At 61.2% G+C, this 24,505-nt stretch carries 19 protein-coding genes and 1 pseudogene; 8 read left to right on the forward strand and 12 right to left on the reverse strand.

Annotation, left to right across the window (positions count from 1 at the left end):
• Window positions 1–87: 87 nt before the first annotated feature.
• Window positions 88–1,470, reverse strand: a complete 1,383-nt coding sequence (gene cysS / locus MA884_RS23225; RefSeq protein WP_256232707.1) for a cysteine--tRNA ligase — start codon at window positions 1,468–1,470, stop codon at window positions 88–90.
• 21 nt (window positions 1,471–1,491) lie between these two features.
• Entirely contained in the window at window positions 1,492–3,189 is a 1,698-nt protein-coding gene (locus MA884_RS23230) for a glutamine--tRNA ligase/YqeY domain fusion protein (RefSeq protein WP_256232708.1), read from the reverse strand.
• Between the two features lie 250 nt (window positions 3,190–3,439).
• Here MA884_RS23230 and MA884_RS23235 point away from each other — a divergent pair, with 250 nt between their 5' ends.
• Both MA884_RS23235 and MA884_RS23240 read left to right on the forward strand, forming a co-directional pair.
• The gene (locus MA884_RS23235; RefSeq protein ID WP_256232709.1) at window positions 3,440–3,943 is read left to right on the forward strand and encodes a peptidylprolyl isomerase; all 504 of its coding nucleotides are present in this window, start codon (window positions 3,440–3,442) and stop codon (window positions 3,941–3,943) included.
• Window positions 3,940–4,689 (forward strand): UDP-2,3-diacylglucosamine diphosphatase, encoded by a 750-nt coding sequence (locus tag MA884_RS23240; protein WP_256232710.1) that lies wholly within the window; start codon window positions 3,940–3,942, stop codon window positions 4,687–4,689. The genes MA884_RS23235 and MA884_RS23240 overlap by 4 nt, the downstream gene beginning before the upstream one ends.
• Before the next feature lie 163 nt (window positions 4,690–4,852).
• On the opposite strand, the gene MA884_RS23245 is transcribed toward MA884_RS23240, so the two are convergent.
• From MA884_RS23245 to MA884_RS23275, 7 genes are all read right to left on the reverse strand, one after another.
• On the reverse strand, window positions 4,853–6,382 hold the full coding sequence (locus MA884_RS23245; RefSeq protein WP_256232711.1) for a DHA2 family efflux MFS transporter permease subunit: 1,530 nt from the start codon (window positions 6,380–6,382) through the stop codon (window positions 4,853–4,855).
• Window positions 6,383–6,575: 193 nt separating this feature from the next.
• The gene (locus tag MA884_RS23250; RefSeq protein ID WP_256232712.1) at window positions 6,576–7,778 is read right to left on the reverse strand and encodes an efflux RND transporter periplasmic adaptor subunit; all 1,203 of its coding nucleotides are present in this window, start codon (window positions 7,776–7,778) and stop codon (window positions 6,576–6,578) included.
• Window positions 7,779–7,793: 15 nt separating this feature from the next.
• The gene (locus MA884_RS23255) at window positions 7,794–9,263 is read right to left on the reverse strand and encodes an efflux transporter outer membrane subunit (protein ID WP_256232713.1); all 1,470 of its coding nucleotides are present in this window, start codon (window positions 9,261–9,263) and stop codon (window positions 7,794–7,796) included.
• Entirely contained in the window at window positions 9,260–9,733 is a 474-nt protein-coding gene (locus MA884_RS23260; RefSeq protein WP_256232714.1) for a MarR family winged helix-turn-helix transcriptional regulator, read from the reverse strand. The genes MA884_RS23255 and MA884_RS23260 overlap by 4 nt, the downstream gene beginning before the upstream one ends.
• Before the next feature lie 222 nt (window positions 9,734–9,955).
• Window positions 9,956–13,642, reverse strand: coding sequence for a translocation/assembly module TamB domain-containing protein (locus MA884_RS23265; protein WP_256232715.1), 3,687 nt, complete (start codon window positions 13,640–13,642; stop codon window positions 9,956–9,958).
• Window positions 13,639–15,366: an autotransporter assembly complex family protein gene (locus MA884_RS23270; protein ID WP_256232716.1), complete on the reverse strand. Its 1,728-nt coding sequence runs from the start codon at window positions 15,364–15,366 to the stop codon at window positions 13,639–13,641. The genes MA884_RS23265 and MA884_RS23270 overlap by 4 nt, the downstream gene beginning before the upstream one ends.
• A gap of 66 nt (window positions 15,367–15,432) precedes the next feature.
• Window positions 15,433–16,077: an N-acetyltransferase gene (locus tag MA884_RS23275; protein ID WP_256232717.1), complete on the reverse strand. Its 645-nt coding sequence runs from the start codon at window positions 16,075–16,077 to the stop codon at window positions 15,433–15,435.
• A gap of 254 nt (window positions 16,078–16,331) precedes the next feature.
• Here MA884_RS23275 and xthA point away from each other — a divergent pair, with 254 nt between their 5' ends.
• Complete coding sequence (xthA, locus tag MA884_RS23280) at window positions 16,332–17,144, forward strand: exodeoxyribonuclease III (RefSeq protein WP_256232718.1); 813 nt, start codon at window positions 16,332–16,334, stop codon at window positions 17,142–17,144.
• Between the two features lie 238 nt (window positions 17,145–17,382).
• On the forward strand, window positions 17,383–18,717 hold the full coding sequence (locus MA884_RS23285; RefSeq protein WP_256232719.1) for a substrate-binding domain-containing protein: 1,335 nt from the start codon (window positions 17,383–17,385) through the stop codon (window positions 18,715–18,717).
• A gap of 89 nt (window positions 18,718–18,806) precedes the next feature.
• Here the strand turns inward: MA884_RS23285 and MA884_RS23290 are convergent, their stop codons facing one another.
• A complete protein-coding gene (locus MA884_RS23290) occupies window positions 18,807–19,892 on the reverse strand; it encodes a diguanylate cyclase (RefSeq protein ID WP_256232720.1) in 1,086 nt (361 codons plus the stop codon).
• A 246-nt stretch (window positions 19,893–20,138) separates the two neighbouring features.
• Here MA884_RS23290 and MA884_RS23295 point away from each other — a divergent pair.
• The 4 genes and pseudogenes from MA884_RS23295 to MA884_RS23310 form a co-directional block, all read left to right on the forward strand.
• Window positions 20,139–20,386: pseudogene (locus MA884_RS23295) on the forward strand (NAD(P)/FAD-dependent oxidoreductase); the annotation flags it as partial.
• A gap of 16 nt (window positions 20,387–20,402) precedes the next feature.
• The gene (locus MA884_RS23300; RefSeq protein ID WP_256232721.1) at window positions 20,403–21,332 is read left to right on the forward strand and encodes an alpha/beta fold hydrolase; all 930 of its coding nucleotides are present in this window, start codon (window positions 20,403–20,405) and stop codon (window positions 21,330–21,332) included.
• A gap of 156 nt (window positions 21,333–21,488) precedes the next feature.
• Window positions 21,489–22,865 carry a VOC family protein gene (locus MA884_RS23305; protein WP_256232722.1) on the forward strand — a complete coding sequence of 459 codons (1,377 nt, stop codon included), beginning with the start codon at window positions 21,489–21,491 and terminating at the stop codon, window positions 22,863–22,865.
• A 231-nt stretch (window positions 22,866–23,096) separates the two neighbouring features.
• Window positions 23,097–23,615, forward strand: a complete 519-nt coding sequence (locus tag MA884_RS23310) for an Hcp family type VI secretion system effector (protein ID WP_047228526.1) — start codon at window positions 23,097–23,099, stop codon at window positions 23,613–23,615.
• Window positions 23,616–24,049: 434 nt separating this feature from the next.
• On the opposite strand, the gene MA884_RS23315 is transcribed toward MA884_RS23310, so the two are convergent.
• Window positions 24,050–24,223, reverse strand: coding sequence for a hypothetical protein (locus tag MA884_RS23315; RefSeq protein WP_256232723.1), 174 nt, complete (start codon window positions 24,221–24,223; stop codon window positions 24,050–24,052).
• A gap of 32 nt (window positions 24,224–24,255) precedes the next feature.
• Complete coding sequence (locus MA884_RS23320; protein ID WP_256232724.1) at window positions 24,256–24,498, reverse strand: hypothetical protein; 243 nt, start codon at window positions 24,496–24,498, stop codon at window positions 24,256–24,258.
• Window positions 24,499–24,505 lie beyond the last annotated feature (7 nt).

The raw sequence follows: 24,505 nt of genomic DNA on the forward strand, positions 1-24,505 counted from the left end.
GATGGCGGAGTGTCAGACAACATTGTTGTCACTGATACACCGCCATCGCGAGCAGGCTCGCTCCCACAGTGGGTATTGCGTAAGGACTCAGTCAGCCAAACGCCAGGTCGTCCCGCCCTTGCCGTCTTCCAGCACCACGCCCATGGCGGTGAGCTGGTCGCGGATGCGGTCGGATTCGGCCCAGTCCTTATTGGCCCGAGCAGTCAAGCGCGCCTGGATCAATGCGTCGACCTCGGCGGCGTCCACACGACCTTCGGCACCGGCCTGAAGGAAATCGTCCGCCTCAAGCTGCAACACACCCAGTACGTCGGCCAGTTCTTTCAGACGCGCTGCCAGGCCCGCCGCCGCGTTGAGATCGCTCTCACGCAGGCGATTGATCTCGCGCACCATCTCGAACAGCACCGCGCAGGCTTCCGGCGTGCCGAAGTCGTCGTTCATCACGTCGGTGAAACGCGCGACAAAGGCTTCGCCACCGGCGGCCGGCACCTTCGGCAGGCCCTTCAACGCATGATAGAACCGCTCCAGGGCGCCTTTGGCGTCCTTGAGGTTGTCTTCCGAGTAGTTGATGGCGCTGCGATAGTGACTGGACACCAGCAGGTAACGCACGACTTCCGGATGGTACTTGTCGAGCACGTCGCGGATGGTGAAGAAGTTGTTCAAGGACTTGGACATCTTCTCGCCATTGATCCGAATCATGCCGCAATGCATCCACGCATTGGCGTAGGTCTTGCCGGTGGCCGCTTCGCTTTGGGCGATTTCGTTTTCGTGGTGCGGGAATTCCAGGTCGCTGCCGCCGCCATGAATGTCGAAGGTCTCGCCCAGGCAGCAGGTGGACATCACCGAGCATTCGATGTGCCAGCCCGGACGTCCGGCGCCCCACGGCGACTCCCAGCTCGGTTCGCCCGGCTTGGCGGCTTTCCACAGGACGAAGTCCAGCGGGTCCTGCTTCGACTCATCGACTTCGATGCGCGCGCCGATCCGCAAGTCTTCGATTTTCTTGCGCGACAGTTTGCCGTAGCCCATGAACTTGGCGACGCGGTAGTACACGTCGCCGTTGCCCGGTGCGTAGGCATAGCCCTTGTCGATCAAGGTCTGGATCATCGCCAGCATGCCTGGGATGTGGTCCGTGGCACGCGGTTCCAGGTCCGGCTTGAGGATATTGAGGCGCGCCTCGTCCTCGTGCATGGCCTTGATCATGCGTTCGGTCAGCGCATCGTAAGGCTCACCGTTTTCCCGGGCACGGTTGATGATCTTGTCTTCGATGTCGGTGATGTTGCGCACGTAGGTCAGGTCATAACCGCTGAAACGCAGCCAACGGGTCACCAGGTCGAAAGCGACCATGCTGCGACCATGGCCGATGTGGCAGTAGTCGTACACGGTCATCCCGCAGACGTACATGCGGACCTTGTTACCGTCCAGCGGCTTGAAGACTTCTTTGCTCTTGGTGAGCGTGTTGTAGATCGTAAGCACAGGGTTTCCCTTAAGACTTGATCACTGACCCCAGGAGTCGCGCAAGGTCACGGTACGGTTGAATACCGGACGACCAGGTTTCGAGTCCTTGATATCCGCGCAGAAGTAACCTTCGCGCTCGAACTGGAAACGGTCTTCCGGCTGTGCGTTGCCCAGCGAAGGCTCGGCACGACAACCAGTGAGTACTTGCAGGGAGTCAGGGTTGATGTTGTCCAGGAAGCTGGCGCTGTCCTCGGCCTTTTCAGGGTTCGGCGAACGGAACAGGCGATCGTACAAGCGCACTTCGCACTCGACGCTGGCGGCGGCCGGCACCCAGTGGACCACGCCCTTGACCTTGCGACCCTCCGGGTTCTTGCCCAGGGTCTCGGGATCGTACGAGCAATGCAGTTCGACGATATTGCCATCGGCGTCCTTGATCGCTTCGTCGGCGCGGATCACGTAGCTGCCGCGCAGGCGCACTTCACCGGCCGGCTCCAGGCGCTTGTAGCCTTTTGGCGGCTCTTCCATGAAATCTTCACGGTCAATGTAGATTTCCCGGGCGAACGGCAGGACGCGCACGCCCATGTCTTCCTTCGGGTGGCAAGGCAACTCGAGGTTCTCGACTTTGTCTTGCGGGTAATTGGTGATCACCACTTTCAACGGACGCAATACGCACATGGCGCGCGGGGCGCTGTGGTCGAGGTCGTCGCGGATGGCGAACTCGAGCATGCCGAAATCCACCACGCCGTCGGAACGGTTGGTGCCGACCATCTCGCAGAAGCTGCGGATCGACTTTGGCGTGTAGCCACGACGACGGAAACCCGACAGCGTCGACATGCGCGGGTCATCCCAGCCGTTGACGTGCTTTTCGTCCACCAGTTGCTTGAGCTTGCGCTTGCTGGTGATGGTGTAGTTCAGGTTCAGGCGGCTGAATTCGTACTGGCGCGGCTGAGCCGGCACCGGCAAGTGCTCCAGGAACCACTCGTACAAAGGACGGTGGCTTTCGAACTCCAGGGTGCAGATCGAGTGAGTGATGCCTTCGATGGCGTCCGACTGACCGTGGGTGAAGTCATAGTTGGGGTAGATGCACCATTTGTCGCCGGTCTGGTGGTGATGGGCATGACGGATGCGGTACATGATCGGGTCGCGCAGGTTCATGTTCGGCGAGGCCATGTCGATCTTCGCGCGCAGCACCCGCGCGCCGTCCGGGAATTCGCCAGCGCGCATGCGGGCGAACAGGTCCAGGTTCTCCTCCACGCTGCGATCACGGAACGGGCTGTCCTTGCCCGGCTCGGTCAGGCTGCCACGGTACTCCTTGGCCTGCTCGGGGGTCAGGTCGCACACGTAGGCCTTGCCGGCCTTGATCAGCTCCACCGCCCAGTCGTGCAACTGGTCGAAATACTGCGAGGCATAGCGCACCTCGCCGGACCATTCAAAACCCAGCCATTTAACGTCACTTTCGATCGCGTCGATGTATTCCTGGTCTTCCTTGGCCGGGTTGGTGTCGTCGAAACGCAGGTGCGTGACACCGCCAAACTCCTGGGCCAGGCCGAAGTTCACGCAAATCGACTTGGCGTGACCGATGTGCAGGTAGCCATTGGGCTCCGGCGGAAAGCGGGTGACAATCTGTGTGTGCTTACCCGAATCCAGGTCCGCCTGGATGATCGGGCGCAGGAAATTGACCGGCACGGCCGGGCCGGTCTTGGAATTCGAGGTAGGGTCGACAGTGGGCTTGCTCATAGGATCCTTGAACGTACAAGTGCGCGGCCGGGTGCGGCCTGATAAATCAAAGCCCGTATCATAGCCGATGCTGTCAAGCCCCTGACAGGCCAGGGCGGCAAACGATTGAATTTAATCGACCGACAGATGAAAAACCGCCTCGAAAAAACCGCTCGGCGCGCTAAACTGCCCAGCCTGGCCGATTACAGCCAGACCGGTTGCGGGCCACAAAGCCCCGAAACCCACGAATTCCTTGAATAGAGTAGCGATCATGACTCAAGTCAAACTGACCACCAACCACGGCGACATCGTCCTGCAACTGAACGCCGAGAAGGCACCGATCACCGTTGCCAACTTCGTTGAATACGTCAAGGCCGGCCACTACGAAAACACCGTTTTCCACCGTGTCATCGGTAACTTCATGATCCAGGGCGGCGGTTTCGAGCCCGGCATGAAAGAAAAGAAAGACAAGCGCCCGAGCATCCAGAACGAAGCCGACAACGGTCTGGCGAACGAGAAGTACAGCGTCGCCATGGCCCGTACCATGGAGCCGCATTCGGCTTCCGCGCAGTTCTTCATCAACGTGGCCGACAACAGCTTCCTGAACCACAGCGGCAAGACCACCCAGGGCTGGGGTTATGCGGTATTCGGCAAAGTGGTTGAAGGCACCGACGTGGTCGACAAGATCAAAGGCGTTTCCACCACGTCCAAGGCCGGCCACCAGGACGTGCCAGCAGAAGACGTGATCATCGAGAAAGCCGAGATCATTGAGTGATACTGCTGATTTCAGATTTGCATCTGGAAGAGGAGCGCCCGGACATTACCCGGGCGTTTCTGGATTTGATCGCCACACGCGCCCGCTCGGCGCAAGCGTTGTACATTCTGGGCGATTTTTTTGAAGCCTGGATCGGCGACGATGCCATGACGCCGTTCCAGCGTTCCATTTGCCAGGCCCTGCGCGAATTGAGCGACAGCGGCACGGCCATTTTCCTGATGCACGGCAATCGCGACTTCATGCTGGGGCAGGCCTTCTGCAAAGCGGCCGGCTGCACCCTGCTCAAGGACCCCAGTGTCGTGCAGTTCAACGGCGAACCGGTGCTGCTGATGCACGGCGACAGTCTTTGCACCCGCGACGAAGGTTATATGAAATTGCGGCGCTGGCTGCGCAACCCGGTCACGCTGTTCATCCTGCGCAACCTGCCATTGGCCAGCCGCCGGAAACTGGCGCGCAAACTGCGCAGCGAAAGCCGCACACAGACACGGATGAAAGCCAACGACATCGTCGACGTCACGCCGGAGGAAATTCCGCGGATCATGCAGGAATATGGCGTGAAGACCTTGATCCACGGCCACACCCATCGCCCGGCCATCCACAAACTGCAACTAGGCGAACATGCCGCCCGGCGGATCGTCCTGGGCGATTGGGACAAACAGGGCTGGGCATTGCAGGTGGATGAACAGGGGTTTGCGCTGGCGCCGTTTGGTTTTGGCAATGCGCAGTTGGCGTTGCCAAGCAACTGAAGAACGCAGATACCCCTTGTGGGAGCGAGCCTGTGGGACAGAGCCTGTGGGAGCAAAGCTTGCTCGCGATGCAGGCGACACGGTTCCACTGCAAGACCGTGTCATCGTTCATCGCGAGCAAGCTTTGCTCCCACAGGCTCTCTCCCATAGGGATGTATTGGATTCAATGACCGCTGGCAGCAGGCCCCGCCTTCGCCGCAAACGGTGGCTTGGCCAGCCACACCAGCACGATCAACCCCATGAACGCCCAGCCCAGCAGCGTGAAGTAGTCCACGGTGGAGAGCATGTACGCCTGGCTGGTGAGGATTTGGTCGAGCTGGGCATAAGCCGGTGTGCCCGCGCCACCGAGCTGGTGAAGCGCCTCGCGGGTGGCCGGCTCATAGGTGCTGATGCTTTCACTCAGGTAGGCATGGTGCTGGTCGGCCCGGCGTATCCAGATCCAGGTAGTCAGGGACGCGGCGAAGCTGCCGCCCAGGGTGCGCAGGAACGTCGCAAGCCCGGCGCCGTCGGCGATCTGGTGTGGCGGCAGGTCCGACATCAGGATGCTCAAGGTCGGCATGAAGAACAGCGCCACGCCGATACCCATGAACAATTGCACCAGGGCGATGTGCTGGAAATCCACTTCGTTGGTGAACCCGGCGCGCATGAAGCAGCTCAGGCCGATGGCCAGAAACGCCAGCCCGGCCAGCAGGCGCAGGTCGAACTTGTGGGCGTATTTGCCGACGAAGGGCGACATCAAAACCGGCAGGATGCCAATAGGCGCCACCGCCAGCCCGGCCCAGGTGGCGGTGTAGCCCATCTGGGTCTGCAACCACTGCGGCAAGATCAGGTTGATGCCGAAGAATCCGGCGTAGCCCCCCACCAGCACAATGGTGCCGATGCGAAAGTTGCGATAGGCGAACAGCCGCAGATTGACCACCGGATGGCGGTCGGTCATTTCCCAGATCACGAACACCGCCAGGGCAATGACCGAGATGACCGCACCGATAATGATGAAGTTCGACTCGAACCAGTCGAGGTCGTTGCCCTTGTCGAGAATCACCTGGAGCGCACCGACCCCGATGATCAGCGTGATCAACCCCACGTAATCCATTGGCTGGTGGCTGGTGACCACCGGCCGCGCCTTCAACTGCTGACGCACCACCATCACCGCGAAGATCCCGATGGGCACGTTGATGAAGAAGATCCAGGGCCAGCTGTAGCTGTCGGTGATCCAGCCGCCGAGGATCGGCCCGGCAATCGGCGCGACCACCGTGACCATCGCCAGTAACGCCAGGGCCATGCCGCGCCTGGCCGGCGGATACACGGCGATCAGCAAGGTCTGGGTCATCGGGTACAAAGGCCCGGCCACCAGCCCCTGAAGGACACGAAAGCCGATCAGCTCCGGCATCGACGTGGAGATACCGCACAGAAACGAGGCGAGCACGAACAGCATCGTCGCCCACAAAAACAGCTTCACCTCACCAAAGCGGCGGCTCAGCCAACCGGTCAGCGGCAAGGCGATGGCGTTGCTCACCGCGAACGAGGTGATCACCCAGGTGCCCTGCTCCGAACTGACACCCAGGTTGCCGGAAATAGTCGGCAAGGCGACGTTGGCAATGGTGGTGTCGAGCACTTGCATGAACGTCGCCAACGACAGCCCGATGGTGCTGAGCAACAGGCTGGGCGGCGTGAAGGACGCGTTATTGCTCATTGCGAGATCCTATGAAGCGACGATGGTGAATCGCGGGCAAGCCTTGCTCCCACAGGTTCCAGGACTACCTGAACCCTTGAACAAAACACAAAACCTGTGGGAGCCGAGCTTGCTCGCGATGGGGCCCTTACAGCCAATAGCGTTGCTGCCTGTCATGCCGCTATCGCGAGCAAGCTCGGCTCCAACAGGGTGATCAGCGCTGGGCGGTCTTGCTGGCAGCAGCACTGTTTTCGTGGATCAACCGGGTAATCATCGCGTCGGCGTCGACCAGTTGCCGGTCATAGACCTGGGTGCTGAAAGAGGCTTGTTTCGGTGGTTGCTGGGCCAGCACCGGACCACTCTGGTCCCGCAGATTGACGTCGACCTGGGTCGACAGGCCCACCCGCAGCGGATGCTTGGCCAGTTCCTGGGCATTGATATGAATACGCACCGGCACCCGCTGAACGATCTTGATCCAGTTGCCGGTGGCGTTCTGTGCCGGCAGCAGGGCAAACGCGCTGCCGGTGCCAGCACCGAGACTGTCGACGGTGCCGCTGTACTTCACATCGCTGCCGTACAGATCGGCCTCGATGTCCACCGGCTGGCCGATGCGCATGTCCCGCAGTTGGGTTTCCTTGAAGTTGGCGTCAATCCATAACTGATCCAGCGGAATCACCGCCATCAGCGCCGTGCCCGGCTGCACCCGCTGGCCCAACTGCACCGTGCGCTTGGCAACGTATCCGGTGACCGGCGCGATCAAGGTGCTGCGGGCGTTGGTCAGAAAGGCTTGGCGCAATTGCGCGGCGGCCGATTGCACGTCTGGATGGGAAGCCACTACGGTGTCATCCACCAAGGCACTGGAGGTTTTGAGTTGCTGCCTGGCGTTGGCCAACGCATTCTGCGCCGAGGTCAAGTCATCACGGGCGTGGGACAGCTCCTCCCGGGAAATTGCCCCGCCGGCCGCCAGATTCTTGCGTCGGTTGTAGTTCTCCTGGGCCTTCTGTACCTCGGCCTCTTGGGCTTTGACCTGGGCTCGCATGCCATCGACGTTGCTGTACAAGCCACGCACCTGACGCACAGTACGGGCCAGGTTGGCCTGGGCACTTTGCAGCCCGACCTCGGCGTCGTTCGGGTCGAACTGCACCAGCACCTGGCCTTCGCGAACCAGGTCACCGTCGTCGGCACCGATGCTTACCACGGTGCCGGTGACTTGCGGCGTGATTTCCACCACGTTGCCGTTCACATAGGCGTCGTCGGTGCTCTCGCTCCAGCGACCATACAGTTCGTGCCAGGCCCAGACGCCCAGGCCACCCAGCACGACAATCAGCGCCAGTCCCAGCAGCATCAGCTTGCGCTTGTGCGGGTTACTGCTGTCCTGGGCAGTTTCGGAGGGTTGGGTAGTTTCGGCAGTAGCCATGACAAGTACCTCGAATCAGTTGTTCGGCGTGGTGGAGGCCGGCGCGGCCGAAGCCAGGGTGTCGGCCTCGAAACCACCGCCCAGGGCCTGCATCAGTTGGATCGACAGGTCGATCTGCTCGGCATTCAGGTTCGCCAGTTGGCGCTGGGCCTGGAGCAATTGCTGCTCGATGCTCAGCACGTCCAGGTAATTTCCGATGCCGGAGCCATAGCGCTGGACCACGGTGTCGTAAGAGTTCTGCGCGATATCGGTGGCGTGTTGCTGCGCGCCGATCTGCCGTGCGATGTCGCGCAACTGGTTGATGGTGTCGCTGACATCCCCAAGGGCCTTGACCAGACTCTTGTTGTACTGCGCCACCGCCAGGTCGTAATCGGCATCCCGGGCGTCCAGGTCCGCCCGCAAGCGCCCGCCGTCGAAGATCGGCAGCGACACCGTCGGCGCTACGTTGAAGAAGCGACTGGCCGAACCGAACATCGCGTCCCCCAACAACGACTGCACCCCCGCCGCCGCGCTCAGGTTGAGGTTGGGGTAGAAATTCGTCTTGCCGGCTTCAATGTTCTTGCCCGCCGCCTCAACTCGCCAGCGGCCCGCAACCAGGTCCGGACGACGGCCCAGCAATTCGGCCGGCAAGTTCGACGGCAGGGCGACGGCGCTGGCTTGCAGCACGTGAGGGCGAGCAATTTCATTGCCGCGGTCCGGCCCCTTGCCCAACAACACCGCCAAGGCGATTTTTGCGCTTTGCAGGCGTTTTTCCGCGTCGATCCGGCTCGCATCGGCGCTGGCTTCCAGGCTTTCGGTCTGCTGGAACTGATATTCGCTGTCGATCCCGGCGCTGAGGCGACGCTTGCCCAGATCGAGCATTTGCCGGGTGCGCTTGAGGTCTTCAGCGGCCAGGTCATAAATGATATGGGCCTGCCCCAGATCGCTGTAGGCCCGGGCCACGTCGGCGGCGAGCGTCAGGCGGGCGGCCTGCCGGTCGATCTCGGCGGCGCGGGCCTGGCCCAGGGCCGCTTCCCAGGCGGCACGCTGGCCGCCCCATAGGTCGAAGTTGTAATTGAAATCCACGCCCAGCGAACGCAGGGTGCTGTACGCCCCGCCCTGCCCTTGCGGGTCCTGGTCACGGGCCAGGCGCGAACGACTGACGCTGGCGCTGGCATCCAGGGTCGGCATGCGCGCCGCATTGGCGGCGTAGGCAGCGGCGCTGGCCTGATGCACCCGGGCGCTGGCGATCTGCATGTCCGGGCTGTCGCGCAACGCTTCGTGGATCAGGCCGTCGAGTTGTGGATCGCCGAGGCTTTTCCACCAATCGCTTTTCGGCCAGGAAGCGGGCGACAGCGTGACGCCGTTGAGAGACTGCCCGGCCTTGAGATTTTGAGCCTCAAGGCTGACGCCTTCGGTGTCCAGGCCGCTGTAGCTGGCACAACCGGCCAGGCTCATGGCCAGCAACACCAGGCTGATTCGGGTGCGCAAGGTTTTACGACTCATTTGTCCCCCAACCGCAACACGGTGATGGGATCACCGGCGGCGAGCAGAATTTTCTTGAGAATTTGTTCGAGGATTTGCAGCTCCTCACGGCTGATCGCACCGGCCAACTGGTTCATGGCATCGGCGCCGATAACAGGCAGACGATCGGCCAGGGCCTGGCCGGCTTCGGTCAGCACCAGTCGCACCTGCCGACGGTCATCCGCCGAGCGTTGGCGGATCAGAAAACCTTTCTGCTCCAGGCGATCGACCATTCGTGTCATCGAGCCGCTGTCCAGGGACAGGTACCGACACAGCTCGACCGGCGTATCGATGCCGTGCTGGGCCATGATGATCAACACCTTGAACTGCGCGGCGGTGATGCCGACGGGTTCCATGTGGGTATCGATGATCCGGTCTTTGAGCAGCGCGGCACGGCCGAGCAGCATGCCGAGTTGGCAGTTGTGGAAATTGTCCGGGGTGAAATGTTTCATCTGACCACCTTTTACTGCCTAGGCAGCGAATGTATGTCGAGATGTTACTGCCTAGGCAGCAAATGTCAAACAAATAGTTAGTCTGCTATGCATAACCCGACAAACGCAGATAAAAATGTGGGAGCGAGCCTGCTCGCGATAGCGTCGCAACAGTCAACATTGAGTCGGCTGATACATCGCTATCGCGAGCAGGCTCGCTCCCACAGGGATTGGCGGGGAGGCTTAGAAATCGCGCTTGTAGAAGATATCCAGGGAGCTGGCGACGCCGCTGGCGGCTTCCAGGTAAACCCGCTTGCTGAGTTTGTAGCGCAGGGCGATGGTGTTGGCCGGTTCGAACACGCCGACGCCGTAACGCAGGCTGAGTTTTTCCGTCAGATTGCCGCTGGCCACCACGCTGGTGGTATCGCCGCTGCCCTGGGTGTCGAGCTGAAAATCCTGGATGCCCAGGTCATTGGCCAGGCTGGTGGTCACCCCCGCACTGCCCATCAGCCCCAGGCCCAGTGCCGCCTGGGCGAGCATGTTGTTGTCCTCGCCCGTGGTGCTCAGCGGCCGGCCGAGTACCAGATAAGACAACGCCTGCTCCTGGCTCATGGCCGGTTCAGAGAAGATTTGCGTGGTCGGCTGTTCGGCGCTGCCGCTCAAACGAATGCCGGCGATCACGTCGTCGGTCTGGCGGATCGCTTCGATATCCAGGTAAGGCTGGTCGATGGGCCCGGCGAACAGCAGCCGCGCCCGACGCACCGTCAGCCGCTGCCCATAGGCCCGGTAGCGACCGTCGTTGAGCCAGAGTTCACCCCGGGTGTCCATGTTGTCGCCGATGTGTACCTGGCCCCGTACGTTGGCCGTCAGGCCGAAGCCTGCAAACGCGAGTTTTTCCTGGCCTACGATCACATCGATGTCCATCGCCATGGCCATCGGTGTCTTGCCCTCCTCGGTCTGGTGACCGACGATTACCGTGTCATCCGACACCTTGACGGTAGACGGCGGCAGTTCGCGCACGGTGATTTCGCCTTTGGGCACTAGGACCTTGCCGGCGATGGAAAGCCGCTCGCCCTGCATCGTGATGGTCAGGTCCGGCGCCACCTCCAGCACCGCATAAGGTTCGACGGTGACCGGCAATTGCGACCCCTTGAGCGCCAGGTTCATGCTCAGGGCTTCGCCCCAGCCAATGTCCCCGGTCAGGCTGCCCCGTCCATCCTTGCCACTTTTCCAATCACCGTTCAGGCGCACCGCTTCACCGGCAATCGTTGCGCGCACCTGCAAGTCTTCGAGGCTGACCGGCAGTTCCGGGCCGGACACTTCGCCGTCGCTGATCAACAGGTTGCCGTTGACCTGGGGCGCCAACAAACCACCCGACAGCGTGCCGCTGCCATTCAGGTGACCGGTGAGGGTTTCCACCATCGGCAGGAATGGCCGGGCCACGGACAAGTCCAGGCCGCTCAGGCGGAACGAGCCGCTCAGCGGTTTGCTGGCCGGCAACGGATTAATCTGCGCCTGGAGCATCAGTTCGCCAAGTTTGGCCCCAGCGAAATTCAGGCGGGTGTCGATCCGCTTGGGCGTCAGACGACTGTCAAGGGTCAAGGTCTGGTACGGGAAGTCCAGCCATTGCTCATCGTCGTGTTCTTTGTTCCGGACCTGCAAAGTGCCGCCGCTGGCGTCCACCAGGATGCGTCCGTTCGGCCCGCTGGCCGGCAGGTCCAGTTGCAGGTCGGCGTTGAGCCGGCCCTGCCAGGCAAAATCCTTGGGCATCCACTGGGCCAGGCTTTCGATGGGGAATTGCTTGAGGTGATAGCGTAGCTTCGGCTCCGGCATCAGGCGCTGATCCTCACCACACAGGCTGGCCTGGCCGGAACGCCAACAGTGGGCTCCCAGGTTGAGCGTGCCGTTGGCCAGTCGCTCCAGCTTGGCCGGGGCTTGCAGACGCCAGTCCTGGCCGCCGGCCTGCACATTGCCAGTGCTTAGACGCCCGCGCCAGTTGCCTTGGTCGAGCACGCCATCGAGCGCCAGGGTCGTTTCAAGCTGTGGCCCTTGCAGGTCGAGGGTCAGTTTTTGTTGCCTGATGTCACCCTCCCCGCTGACCGTCAGGACACCTAGCGACGTGTCGCCCGCCCGAATGCCGCTGGCCTTGAAGTCAACCTTGCCCCGTTGCGCGCTGTCGAGGGTCGCATCCAGGTTCAGACTTTGCAGGCGGTTGTCCTGCAACGCCAGTTGCGTGCCTTGCAGGTCGAGCTTGCCTTGGGGGGCCTTGAGTGTCCCGGCCACGTTGAGGCGACCGGTCACCTGGCCGCGTAATTGCGGCCAGAGCTGGGCCAGACGCGAGAGTTTGATATCGATCTGACCGGTGAGTTTTTGTTGCAGGCTGCCCGTGCCGTTGATGCGGTTATCCCCCAGGCGAATGTCCAGCGCGCTGAGATTCCACTGCTCGCCAACACCGTTGGTCTTGGCCTGGAACAGCGCCGGTTGGCCGCGCAACTTGCCTTTGAGGTCCAGGTCTGCATCAAGCTCGAGGCGGCCGTTTTTCATCAAACCTTTGCTGCGCAACGGCCCGGCCAGGGTGCCGGGCAACTCGCCCAGCCAGTACGCCGGATTGATGGCCGACAGCTCCAGCGCCGTGTCCCAGGCGATGCCGTCGGCAAACTGCAGGTTCAGATGGCCTTCGGCCTTGCCCTGCCCGGCGGCGAGTTTGAGTTCCGGCAAATGGATTTGTGTCAGGTCGCCGCTGAACGGACTGTCCAGGCTGAACGCTCCGGCGGGACCGTCCAGCGCTGCCTGGAAATTGCCCAAGTATTGGCCATCGGTATACGACACCTCACCGTTGAAACTGCGCAGCGTCACCTGCGGCTCGTCGATCAACGGATAGAGGCGATGCCAGGGGAAGTCCAGCCAGGCGATTTTTGCATCGGCGCTCAGGCCTTCACGCCAGTCCAGCTGGCCGGTGAGCTTGAGATGTTGCTGATCACTGGCGTTGAGGTCCAGGCCGGCAATCTGCGCACCGTTGGCATCCACCTTGCCTTGCAGCAGCAACGCCACCGGGCCTTGTTCGGCGGGTAGCGTGGCCTTGCCAAGTAACTGGTAGCCGCTGCTCAGATCGCCTTCGCCAGTCAGCTCCACCTGATTGAGCATCAGGGTATCCGGCAGGTCGGCGCCGGCCCTGAAGTCGTCGGCGGTGATGCGTACCTTGGCCGGCAGGTTGTCCGCCAGCGGTTGCAGCTCACCGACCAACTGACCTTGCAGATAACCATTGCTGACGGCGTTGAGGTTGAGGGTTTTGAGCAGATTGCCATCGATCTTCAGGTCCAGCGTCCAAGGCGTGGCGCCCGGCGCCGGCAAAGTCAACCGGCCTTGGGCCTTCAAGGGCCAGTCGCCGCCGGGTTGCAGCACTCCGGACAACGTCAGGCTCAGCTCGTCGCGCTGCAGTTGCACCGCGTCGATCTGCAGACCCTGGGCGGTCCAATGCGCGGCCAGTTGCAACCCCTTGAGCTGTTCGCTGCCATTGAACAACAGGCTGCCGACCTGCACGTCGCCCAGTTCGAGGGCAAGCGGCAAGTGCAGGTCCGGCAAGGTGATCGGACCGCTACTGGGCTCGTCGGCGGACGGAGGAAATTGCAGGCTGACCTTGTCGGCCTTGAGCTGGTCAATGCACAGGGTCATGCGCGCCAGGCACAGCGGCGACCAGGCGAAGATCACCTGATCGAGTTCCACTCGGCTGCTGTCCTGCTGCCACAACAGGTGGTCGGCACTCCACTGCCCACCCAACCGGCCCTGGAAATTATCCGTGCTCAAAGCCGGCACGACGCCAAGCGCCCAACGGCTGCCCCATTGCGTGCCGAGCACGACGCTCAGGGTCAGCAAAATCACCACCAGCAGCGTACCGAGCGCCAGCAGTGTTATTTTCAAACCACGATTCACAACTCGGGCCCCATGGAAAAGTGCAAGCGAATGCCACCGTCATCATCCAGCGCGTGGGCGAGGTCGAGGCGGATCGGCCCCACCGGCGACACCCAGCGCACACCGACGCCGACGCCCGTCTTGAGGCTCGGCAGCTCGAGGCTGTTAAAGGAGTTGCCCTGGTCGACGAAGGTCGCCACCCGCCATTTTTGCGCAATCGAATACTGATACTCGAGACTGCCGGCGACCATGTAGCGACCACCGATGCGATCACCTTCGGAGTTTTCCGGTGACAGGCTCTGATAATCGTAACCGCGCACGCTCTGGTCGCCACCGGCAAAAAAGCGCAGGGACGGCGGGATGGATTTGTAGCCGTTGGTGGCGCTGCCACCGACCTGGGCCCGGGCCAACAAGCGATGCTTGTCGAACACGGTGGTCAGGCCCTTGACCATGGCCGTGCCATATAAAAGGTTGTTGTCCGACCCAAGCCCCTCCTTGGCGACCTTGGTGTCGAATTGAATGCGATAGCCGTTGCGTGGATCGATGCGATTGTCACTGCGCAGGTAGGAATAGCTCACGCCCGGCATCAGCAAGGTGCTCAGGCCCGAATCGTCGCCGAGCCGATATTCCTCACGCTGCCACTTGAGCGACACCACCCGCTGCCAGCCACTGGGCAACTTGCTGTGCCATTCGGGGCCCACGGTCAGCAGCTTGCTGAGGCTATCGGTGCCGGAAAGCTCTTCATATTGATAGCCACCGGCGTAGCGCATCTTGTCGGTCAACGGCGGGTCCAGGGGCACGTCGTACCACAGGCCTACGTTCTGCCGGGGTGCCGACACTTCCGCTTCCCAGCCATAACTGTGGCCCTGAGGATTGACCCAGTGGCGCGTCCAGTTAGCCTTGGCCCGTGGCCCGACGTCGGTGGAAAACCCCAGGCCAAAACCCATGGTGCGCGGCTTGCGAGTGTCGAGCTTGACCGCCACCGGGATCACGTTATCGGTGGCGGCGGTGGGTGCCGCATCCACCCGAACGCCTTCGAAATATCCGCTCGATTGCAGGGCCTGGTTGAGTTCTGCAATGAGTTCCGAGTCGTACGCCTCGCCCGCCTTGAACGGCACCATGCGCTGCAACAACTCTTCATCAAAGGGCGTGTCGCCCTCGAAACTCACCGGGCCCAGGGCGTAGCGCGGGCCGCTGTCGTAGACCAATTCGATGTCGGCGACACCAGCCTGGGGGTCCACCAACAGCTTCTGGCTGACAAATCGTCCGCTGAAAAACCCGTAACGCGAAGCCTGGTTCTGGATCATCCGCTTGGCGTCTTCATAGCGCCCATGGTTAAGCACCGCGCCAGGTTTGAGCGCAGCGTTGTCGGGTACGCGAAAAGCCTTGAAGGAAGCCGCCGGGCCGTCGATGCGCACGGTGACATTGCGCAGGTGCACAGGCTCGCCAGGGTCGATGGTCAGGATCAGGCGCGGGGTCTTGCCACCCTCCACCTCGCTGTCGATCTGCGGCTGGTAGTAGCCCAACGCCTGGGCGGCTTTGCGCGCCTGCTCCTCGGCACCGCGACTGAAGCGCAGCAAGGCTTCTTCGTCACGATCGCCTACGCCGCCGATGAAGCCTTCTACGTTAGCCTTGAGCGGGTCGTTGGACGGTTTGACCCGTACATCCAATTCACTTTGTGCCAGCGCCGCGCAGCTGAGGGACAGCAAGAGCGCGCCACTGGTTATTCGTCCTGGGAAATTCATGGCGCGGATGCTATCACGAGCTTGGAAGCCTGATAGAGCCGGACATGTCTCAAAAGTTTCCCCGGATTATGCCGTTGCGCTCTGCAATACCTGTGGGTTGGGATGAAAGAAGACATGTTCGCGGACAGGGCCTACCGCAATCTCGCCGATTTCCTCATAACCCTGACGTTTATAGAACTCAAGGTAACGCGGGTTGCCGGTGTCCAGTACCACGCCCTGGGAGGTCTCGTCCACCGCACACCAGTTATGAACCGCCTCCAGTAACTGTTCGCCGAAGTGTTGGCCTTGAAACTGCGGATGCACCCCCAGCAGGGGCAACACATGGACAGAATCCGACGGCAGGCAAGCCGTCACTGCGCCATGGTAGTCCAGGTAACGCCGGGTGCAGCGAAAGCCGGTACTCAACACCATGCGCAAGCGCCAGGCCCAGCTTTCGGTGATACCCAGGCGGCGCTGCGGTGGAGCAATCAGGGCGATGCCAATCAGGCGGTCGTTGACCAGCAAGCCGATGGCCGGCAAATCCTGGAGAAAGTGCTGTTTGACCAATTCGCGCACCGTGGCCCGTACCCGATGTTCATAACCCGGCCGCTCGGACTCGAACAGGAAGCTGAAGGTCGGTTCATGGCGATAGGCCTGGTACAGCAACGAACGGGCTTCACGGGAATAACCGCTGTCGAGCATATGGACGTCGGCGATGGCGGTTTCAGGCATGGCGTTGGATCTCCTGGGACAAGGCTTGACAATGAGCCCTGTAGGAGCTGTCGAGTGCAACGAGGCTGCGATCTTTCCCCAGACACTTGAGTCCCAAGCGAAAGATCAAAAGATCGCAGGCTTCGCCAGCTCCTACAAAGCCGAACGGGGAAATCTCCTCACCACAGGACATTAGCAGTGCATTTGTCCTACTGCCACGCTGGCTCCCTTCCCACATGTCAGCTAGCATCGCAGTTTTGCCAGGACAGCCGACCATGAAGATCGTCTCCTTCAACATCAACGGGCTGCGCGCCCGCCCCCATCAGTTGGCGGCGCTGATCGAGAAACATCAGCCGGACGTGATCGGCCTGCAGGAAACCAAGGTCCACGACGAGCAGTTCCCCCTGGCCGAGGTGCAGGCCCTGGGTTATCACGTGCATTACCATGGGCAGAAGGGCCACTACGGCGTCGCCCTGCTCTCCCGCCAGGCCCCACTGACGTTGCACAAAGGTTTCGAGGGTGACGAGGAAGACGCCCAGCGGCGTTTCATCTGGGGCACCTTCGCCGATGCCAACGGTGTGCCGGTAACGATCATGAACGGTTATTTTCCCCAAGGTGAAAGCCGCGATCATCCAATCAAGTTTCCGGCCAAGGAGCGTTTCTACAGCGACCTGCAGCAGCTTCTGGAAAGCCGCTTCAGCAACGAGCAGCCCGTGGTGGTGATGGGCGACGTGAACATTTCCCCGGAAGACAGCGACATCGGCATCGGCCCGGACAACATGAAGCGCTGGCTGAAAACCGGCAAATGCAGCTTCCTGCCGGAAGAGCGCGAATGGATGGCCCGCCTGAAAAACTGGGGCCTGGTGGACAGCTTCCGGCATCTGAACCCGGACGTCACCGACCGCTTCAGTTGGTTTGACTATCGCAGCCGCGGGTTCGAAGACGAACCCAAGCGTGGCTTGCGCATCGACCTGATCCTCACCTCCCATGGTCTGCTACCGCGGGTCAAGGATGCCGGGGTGGACTATGAGCTGCGGGGCATGGAGAAACCCTCGGACCATGCGCCGATCTGGCTGCAGTTGAGCTAAATCCAGGGCATACACACAAACCCCTGTGGAAGCCTGTGGGAGCAAAGCTTGCTCGCGATGAACGATGACACGGTCCCGCCGTTAAACCGAGTCGCCTGTATCGCGAGCAAGCTTTGCTCCCACAGAACGCCGCTCCCTGCATCACTCCGCGGCGACTGACAAGTCGCACGCCTGTCACTTTTCAGTAACCTGACTGACTTAATCTTCCGCCACGTCCTCAGGTTCAGAAGGTGCCGGCATGCGGCTGCGCGTTGTTTTTTTCCTCGGCCTCTGGCTGCCGCTCACGGCATGGGCCAGCGGCCTGCCGGTTCCCGAACACGGCCCCGCGTTGCGCCTGCAAGGCTCGAACACCATCGGCGCTACGCTGGGGCCGGCGCTGGTCAAGGCGCTGATGGTGGAGCAGGGGCTGCTCAAGGTCCGCACCGAAATCACCGGTCGCGAGAACGAGCAGCGAATCGTCGGCCAGGCGGCCGACGGTCGGCGGGTGGAAATCGACATCGCGGCCCATGGTTCCAGCACCGGTTTTTCTGCCCTCAAGCACGCCAGCGCCGATATGGCTGCCGCTTCCCGACCAATCAAGGACAGCGAGCTCAAGGAACTGGCACACCTGGGTGATCTGAAAAGCCCCAGTGCCGAACAGGTCATCGCCATCGATGGCCTGGCGATCATTCTTCACCCACAAAACCCGCTGCGCCAACTCGAAACCAGGCAACTGGCGAAGATATTCAGCGGCGAGGTGAGCACCTGGGAGGCGGTGGGCAGCACCGGCGGGCCGATTCACCTTTACGCCCGGGACGAGCAGTCCGGCACCTACGACACCTTCAAGGAACTGGTTCTCAGCCGACAGGGGAAACGGCTGGCGCCGTCGGCGCGGCGCTTCGAATCCAGCGAACAGCTGTCTGACGCCGTCAGCCAGGACCGGCAAGGCATCGGTTTTATCGGTTTGCCCTACGTGCGCCAGGCCAAGGCGCTGGCGATTGTCGACGGCGATTCCCAACCCATGATGCCGTTGAACAACCTGATCGCCACCGAAGACTACCCCTTGTCCCGCAGGCTGTTCTTTTATCTGCCACCGCAAGAAACAAATCCGTGGGCGCAGGCTTTGGTTGAGTTCAGCCAAAGTGAAAAGGGTCAGGCCATCGTCGCGGCCAACGGGTTCATCGCGCAAACCGTCCAGGCCATGGCCGTCACCCCCAATGCATTGATGCCCGAGGGTTATCAGGCTCTGAGTCGACATGCCCAACGCTTGTCGGTGAATTTCCGCTTCGAAGAAGGCAGCGCCAGCCTCGACAACAAGGCCCAGCAGGATTTGGGTCGTGTGCTCGCCTATATAAAGCAGCACGACAAGCTCGACCGTCGAGTAACGCTGGTCGGGTTTGGCGACGTCAAGGACGACCCGGCGCGCGCCGACCTTCTGTCTCGGTTGCGGGCCATGGCGGTGCGGCGCGAATTGGTCAAATACGGTGTGGCCCTGCGCGAAGTACGCGGCTTCGGTGCCCTGATGCCGGTGGCGGCCAATAGCGAGGATGAAGGCCGGGTCAGGAATCGGCGGGTGGAGGTTTGGGTTTACTGACACCGAAAGGCCAAATGTTCCACAGCGGGTCCGCGACAACAGATAAATCCGCGGTGTAGCAACCCATTTCTCGTGACCAGAAGTGAGTATTAAAGAGATACGGCCGACACCTCCAACACCTGTCGCTGCCGGTGACAAACGACCCGGTTGCGCCCGGTGGTCTTGGCTTCATAGAGCGCCAGGTCGGCGTCGTTGAGCCAGAGGGTCGCGTCGCCATAGGCCGGGTTGAAGGCCGCCAGGCCAATGCTCAGGCTGACTTTTAGCGCGGGGACCTGTTCGTAACCGAGCAGCGCGAATCGCTCGCGCAAGCCGTCCATGGCCTGCACGGCGTTGTGCAAGGTCAGGTCCGGCAGGATCACGCAGAACTCATCACCGCCATAACGCCCGACAATGTCGGCAGCCCGCAGGTTTTGCTTGAGCATCTTGCCGAGCTGCCGCAACACGTCGTCACCCGCACCATGACCATAGGTGTCATTGATGGTTTTGAAGTGATCGATGTCCATCAGTGCAATCACACCGTGACCGGCCCTATCGTGGGGCTGTCGCAGGCAGCGCTGGAACTCCTCGTTGAGCCGGTCCTTCCAGGCTCCGTGATTGAGCAGACCGGTCAGGCTGTCGGTACGGCTCAGGGCCAGCAACTCGCGCTTTTGCCGGCCCAGGATGTCGGTCTGGCGAAAACAGATCCAACCCAACGCCAGTGGATATATGCACAACAAAGGCAAACTGGCATAGAGCTGCGCCGAACTGGTCATGGGCACACTGGTCAACGGGAAGATTGCCATGCCCAGGGCGACGCCTGCCATTTGGACCGCTGCCCCTGCGAACATGAAACGCAAACCCCCGATGGAAACGTTGTTCATCGCCATCATCGCCAGCGTAACGGCCATGGGCAGCGGATTGAATTGCATCGCCGCGACCCAGAAACCGCCAAGAAAGGCATCGATCAGCAAGTTTCGGCGTTCAGCCTGGTACGGCTGCGCCGCGCGGCGGGCCCATTGATAGGCCACATGCGGCCATATCAAGCCGTTGAACAGCATGGCCGCCCAGACCCAGGGTGCCGGGTCGAGGGGATAGACAGCGACACTCACCAACAACAACCCTAGCATCAGACCCAGGATTCGTGAGGTGTAAAGCCTCCTGGCCAATGACAGTCCCTTTCGTCCCGTTTTTTGCATAGAGGCCTCTGTACCGAGGGCTTCCCGGGTGGTGGGATAGGGTTATTTGAAGTCTATCAGGGCAACATCAAATAGCCACCACCGATAAAAGAGTATTTATTCGCCATCAATGCACGGGCTCTGCTCGGATTTTGGCTATACATGACAGAGGGAATCGGCAATCAATCACCAGAAAAGGAGGCCCATATGCAGCTCCTGATCAATGCCACAGGCTCCCTCAGCCAACCGGTGATCCCACCGTTGTACTACATCCTGGACTGCATCCGCCTCCTGAACCGGCAGAGCCTGCGCAACATCGAAGTGCAGCCTGCGGCCGAACAGCGCTACACCGAAATGATCCGCCGGGCAATGCACGCATCGTACGGAAATCCGGCGCCTGTCACAGCTGGTATCAAAGCAAAAACGGCCACGTCGTCGCGATGTTCCCCGGTTTCAGCTTCACTTATCACTATCTGACTCGTCGGCTCCGGTTGGCCGGCCACATTCTGTCCTGACCCTGGAGGGCAAAACATGTTGGTGTTGTGGGTAGTCCTCGCCGTGTTTATCGCCTGGAGCTGGCTGACGTATCCGGGCATCGGTCATGTGCTGTACGACATGGGCATGGCCCTGGAAGCGCGTCTGTACCGATTGCACAAGATCACGGTGCCCATCAGCGAGATGACCGTGTCGACCTGGCAAGGCGGGCCGTACGAAGCGTCCGGCAGCATATTGATGCTGCACGGCTACAGCGCCGACAAGAACCTCTGGTTGCGATTTGCCCGGCACTTTGTTGGCGACTACCGGGTGGTGGTTCCCGACCTGGCCGGTCATGGCGAAACCGGCTTCAAGGCCGGCGGCGGTTACGACATCCCGACCCAGGCGCGGCGGGTGATCGAGCTGCTGGACGCCTGCGGCCTGGACAAGGTCCATGTGATCGGCAACTCCATGGGCGGTCATCTCGCTGCCTGGCTGGCGGCGACTTCGCCGGAGCGGATACTGACCCTGGCGCTGATCGACCCGGCCGGCGTCACCGCGCCCGAACCCAGCGACATGGAGCGGCACCTGGCGGCCGGCCACAACCCGTTCCTGGTGCGCTCGCGGGACGATTTCGCCCCTTTCTATGCGATGACCATGGCGTCGCCGCCGTGGCTACCGAGTGTGGTGCTGGCGGCGCTGGCCGAACGTTACGAACAGCGTCGGGACGAACTGGCGGAAATCTTCGTGGACTTTCGTGCCAGCCCGCCGATGGAGCCGCGCTTGCCCGATATCCGCGCGCCGTCGCTGCTGCTCTGGGGCCGCAAGGACCGGCTGATCGACGTCAGCAGCGTGCCGGTATGGAGCAAGGGCATCGCCGACTTGCGCGTGGAAATCTGGGAGGGGGTGGGCCACATGCCCATGGTCGAACGGCCAGGGAAAACCGCGGCGCTGTATCGCGATTTTCTCAAAGACCTGGGCCAGTGACCGTGATGCCGCTCTTCAAGGCCCGCCTGAGCCGTTGTGAAGGGGCGGATCAGTCCCTGACAGAATGAAGTCCTGAAGATTCTTCGTTTGTGGACACTGGCGAAGGCTGCGATCTTTCCTTCCACTTTCCCACAGCTTGCGCCAGGAACTCTCACCATGAGCTTCGTCAGTCCAGACCTGATCCGCCAACGCTTCTCCAAGGCGATGTCCGACATGTACCGCGACGAGGTGCCGCTGTACGGCGCACTGATGAACCTGGTGGAACAGACCAATGCCCAGGTGCTGGTCAACGACCCACGCTTGGCCGAACACCTGCGCAGCACCGGCGAATTCCAGCGCCTGGACCTGGAGCGCCACGGCGCGATCCGCGTCGGCACCGCGGCGGAACTGGCCACCCTGGGGCGCCTGTTCGCGGTCATGGGCATGCACCCGGTAGGCTACTACGACCTCACGCCCGCTGGGGTGCCGGTACATTCCACGGCATTTCGCGCCGTGCATGAAACCGCCCTGCAGGTCAGCCCGTTCCGGGTATTTACCTCGCTGCTGCGCCTGGAGCTGATCGAAAACACCGAGCTTCGGGCCTTTGCCGAATCGGTACTGGAGAAGCGGCAAATCTTCACGTCCACTGCCCTCCAGCTCATCGACCTCGCCGAACGCCAGGGTGGGCTGACGGAGCCACAAGCCGACGACTTCGTCCAACAGGCCCTGGAAACCTTTCGCTGGCACCACAGCGCCACCGTCACGGCCGAACAATATCGACAACTGAGTGCGCAACATCGGCTGATCGCCGACGTAGTGGCCTTCAAGGGCCCGCACATCAATCACCTGACGCCGCGCACCCTGGACATCGACATTGTTCAGGCCCAGATGCCCGTGCACGGCATCACCGCCAAGGCGGTCGTCGAAGGCCCGCCCCGTCGCCATTGCCCGATCCTGTTGCGCCAGACCAGTTTCAAGGCGCTCGACGAACCTGTGGCGTTCACCGACCAGCCACAATCCCAAGGCAGCCACAGCGCCCGCTTCGGCGAAATCGAACAACGGGGCGCTGCCCTCACCCCGAAAGGTCGCGCACTCTACGATCAGTTGCTGAACGCCGCGCGGGATGCGCTGGGGGAATTTCCCAACGAAGCGAACGCCGGGCGCTACACCGCACTGATGGCCCAATACTTTGCCCAGTTCCCTGACAACCACGATGAGCTGCGTCGGCAGGCACTGGCGTACTTTCGTTATTTCGTGACGCCAAAGGGCCTCGCCGCCAAAGGCACCCTCCAGCAACCGGTCTCGCTGGAACGCTTGCTGGAAGAGCAATACCTGCGCGCCGAACCCTTGGTGTACGAGGACTTCCTGCCGGTGAGCGCCGCCGGCATCTTCCAGTCGAACCTCGGCGATGCCGCCCAGAGTCATTACGCCGGCCAGTCCAACCGCCAGGCTTTCGAGCAAGCGCTGGGGCAACCGACCATCGATGAGCTGCGTCTGTATGCCGAAACGCAACAGCGCTCCATCGATGAGTGCATGTCCGCCCTGGAAATATAGGAAAAATCCGAAAGCCGAATGCGTAAGAAATTGCGCATCCGGCTTGCCGGGCTACGCAACTCCTCGCGCGCATTCATCTGTCCCCAGAACGATCACGGATCGATATTCAATCTTAAAATATTGATATACATAGCTTTTATAGAAGATGGCATAGCTCTTGATAACCGTCAGGCCACCTGTGGACGATTCCCTTCCCAGGTCCCTTTAGTTATCCAGCAAGGAGAGCATCCATTGGCTACCCCCGCTTACATGTCCATCGAAGGCACCAAACAAGGTCTGATCACTGCCGGCGCGTTTACGGCCGACTCAGTGGGCAACACCTATCAGGAAGGTCATGAAGATCAAGTCATGGTGCAAGGTTTTGAACACCAGGTCATCATCCCCCGCGATCCTCAGTCCGGCCAGCCAACCGGCCAGCGCGTGCATAAACCGCTGGTTATCACCAAGGTGTTCGACAAGGCTTCGCCGCTGCTACTGGCGGCTTTGACCTGTGGAGAGCGCCTGACCAAAGTCGAAATCCAGTGGTATCGCACCTCGGCCGCCGGCACGCAGGAGCATTACTACACCACCACCCTGGAGGACGCGATCATCGTCGATATCAAGGACTACATGCTCAACTGTCAGGACCCGGCGAACGCGCACTTCACTCACCTGGAAGATGTGCACTTCACTTACCGCAAGATCACCTGGACTCACGAAGTCAGCGGCACGTCGGGCTCCGATGACTGGCGCTCGCCAGTTGCCGGTTAATCGCCGGTAGTTATTGATTCAGAGGGTGGTGTTCGCCCAGTGCGACGGCCTCGGCATTCCATGCACTGGTAAAGAGCCTGACACTGGGCGAACGGGCATAATAATAGTGGAACTTGCGACATATGTCCGGGAGCCTGTTTAAATAATTATTTATCTTTAGTCGTAATTATTAACGCTCAATCAATTGTCGTGACGAACAAGCCCACTTTCCTTCGGACACGCAACTGCGGCTGTTTTTAGCCGCTTCGCAGCCAGCGCGAGCGGGCTCTTTCCCGACGAATTTCGACAAACTCCAGCTCGCCTGCATAGTTATACGAACAGTTCTACAAAACCCCAGAGCAGTACAAAAAACATACCCCCCAACACCTAACAAGATGTAGCAAGTAAACAGTCATTAACAAACCGTTTTTCAAGACCGTGCGGTCTATCAACCCTCAACCACGTCGTCCGGTCTTTTGCGCATCAGTCTCTCCGGCCTCAGCGTCACCTTCCTGCTGTTTGCGCTTGGCCGGGTCGTTCGGGCGCAGGGCATCGTTGTCGCGTTCCACTTCGCCAGGCATCGCTGGCTCGTCCGGGTTGGGCGACGTTTGGTCGGGGCTGGGTTTCATGGCGAACTCCTTGGTTTGTCCGGGCCTGCGTGTCAGGCGTCAGGGTCGGCGACTTCTTCAGCGACGTTGGCGTCAGGTGAGCGGTGATGCAGTTGCTCGGCCTTGGCCTTGAGTTCCTGCCATTGGGCCAGATCGATAGCGCCCTGACCGAACAGGTCATCGGCCACCCGCATCAGCTCGGTGAAATGAACATCGGGCGACTGCTGCCAGTAGGTCTTGTCGTCGAACAACCGCTGCCAATCGGCCAGCGAGGGAAGTTTGAGGTCATCGCTCATGACGGGC

This window comes from Pseudomonas sp. Q11, assembly GCF_024494355.1.
GTDB classification, from domain to species: domain Bacteria; phylum Pseudomonadota; class Gammaproteobacteria; order Pseudomonadales; family Pseudomonadaceae; genus Aquipseudomonas; species Aquipseudomonas hefeiensis.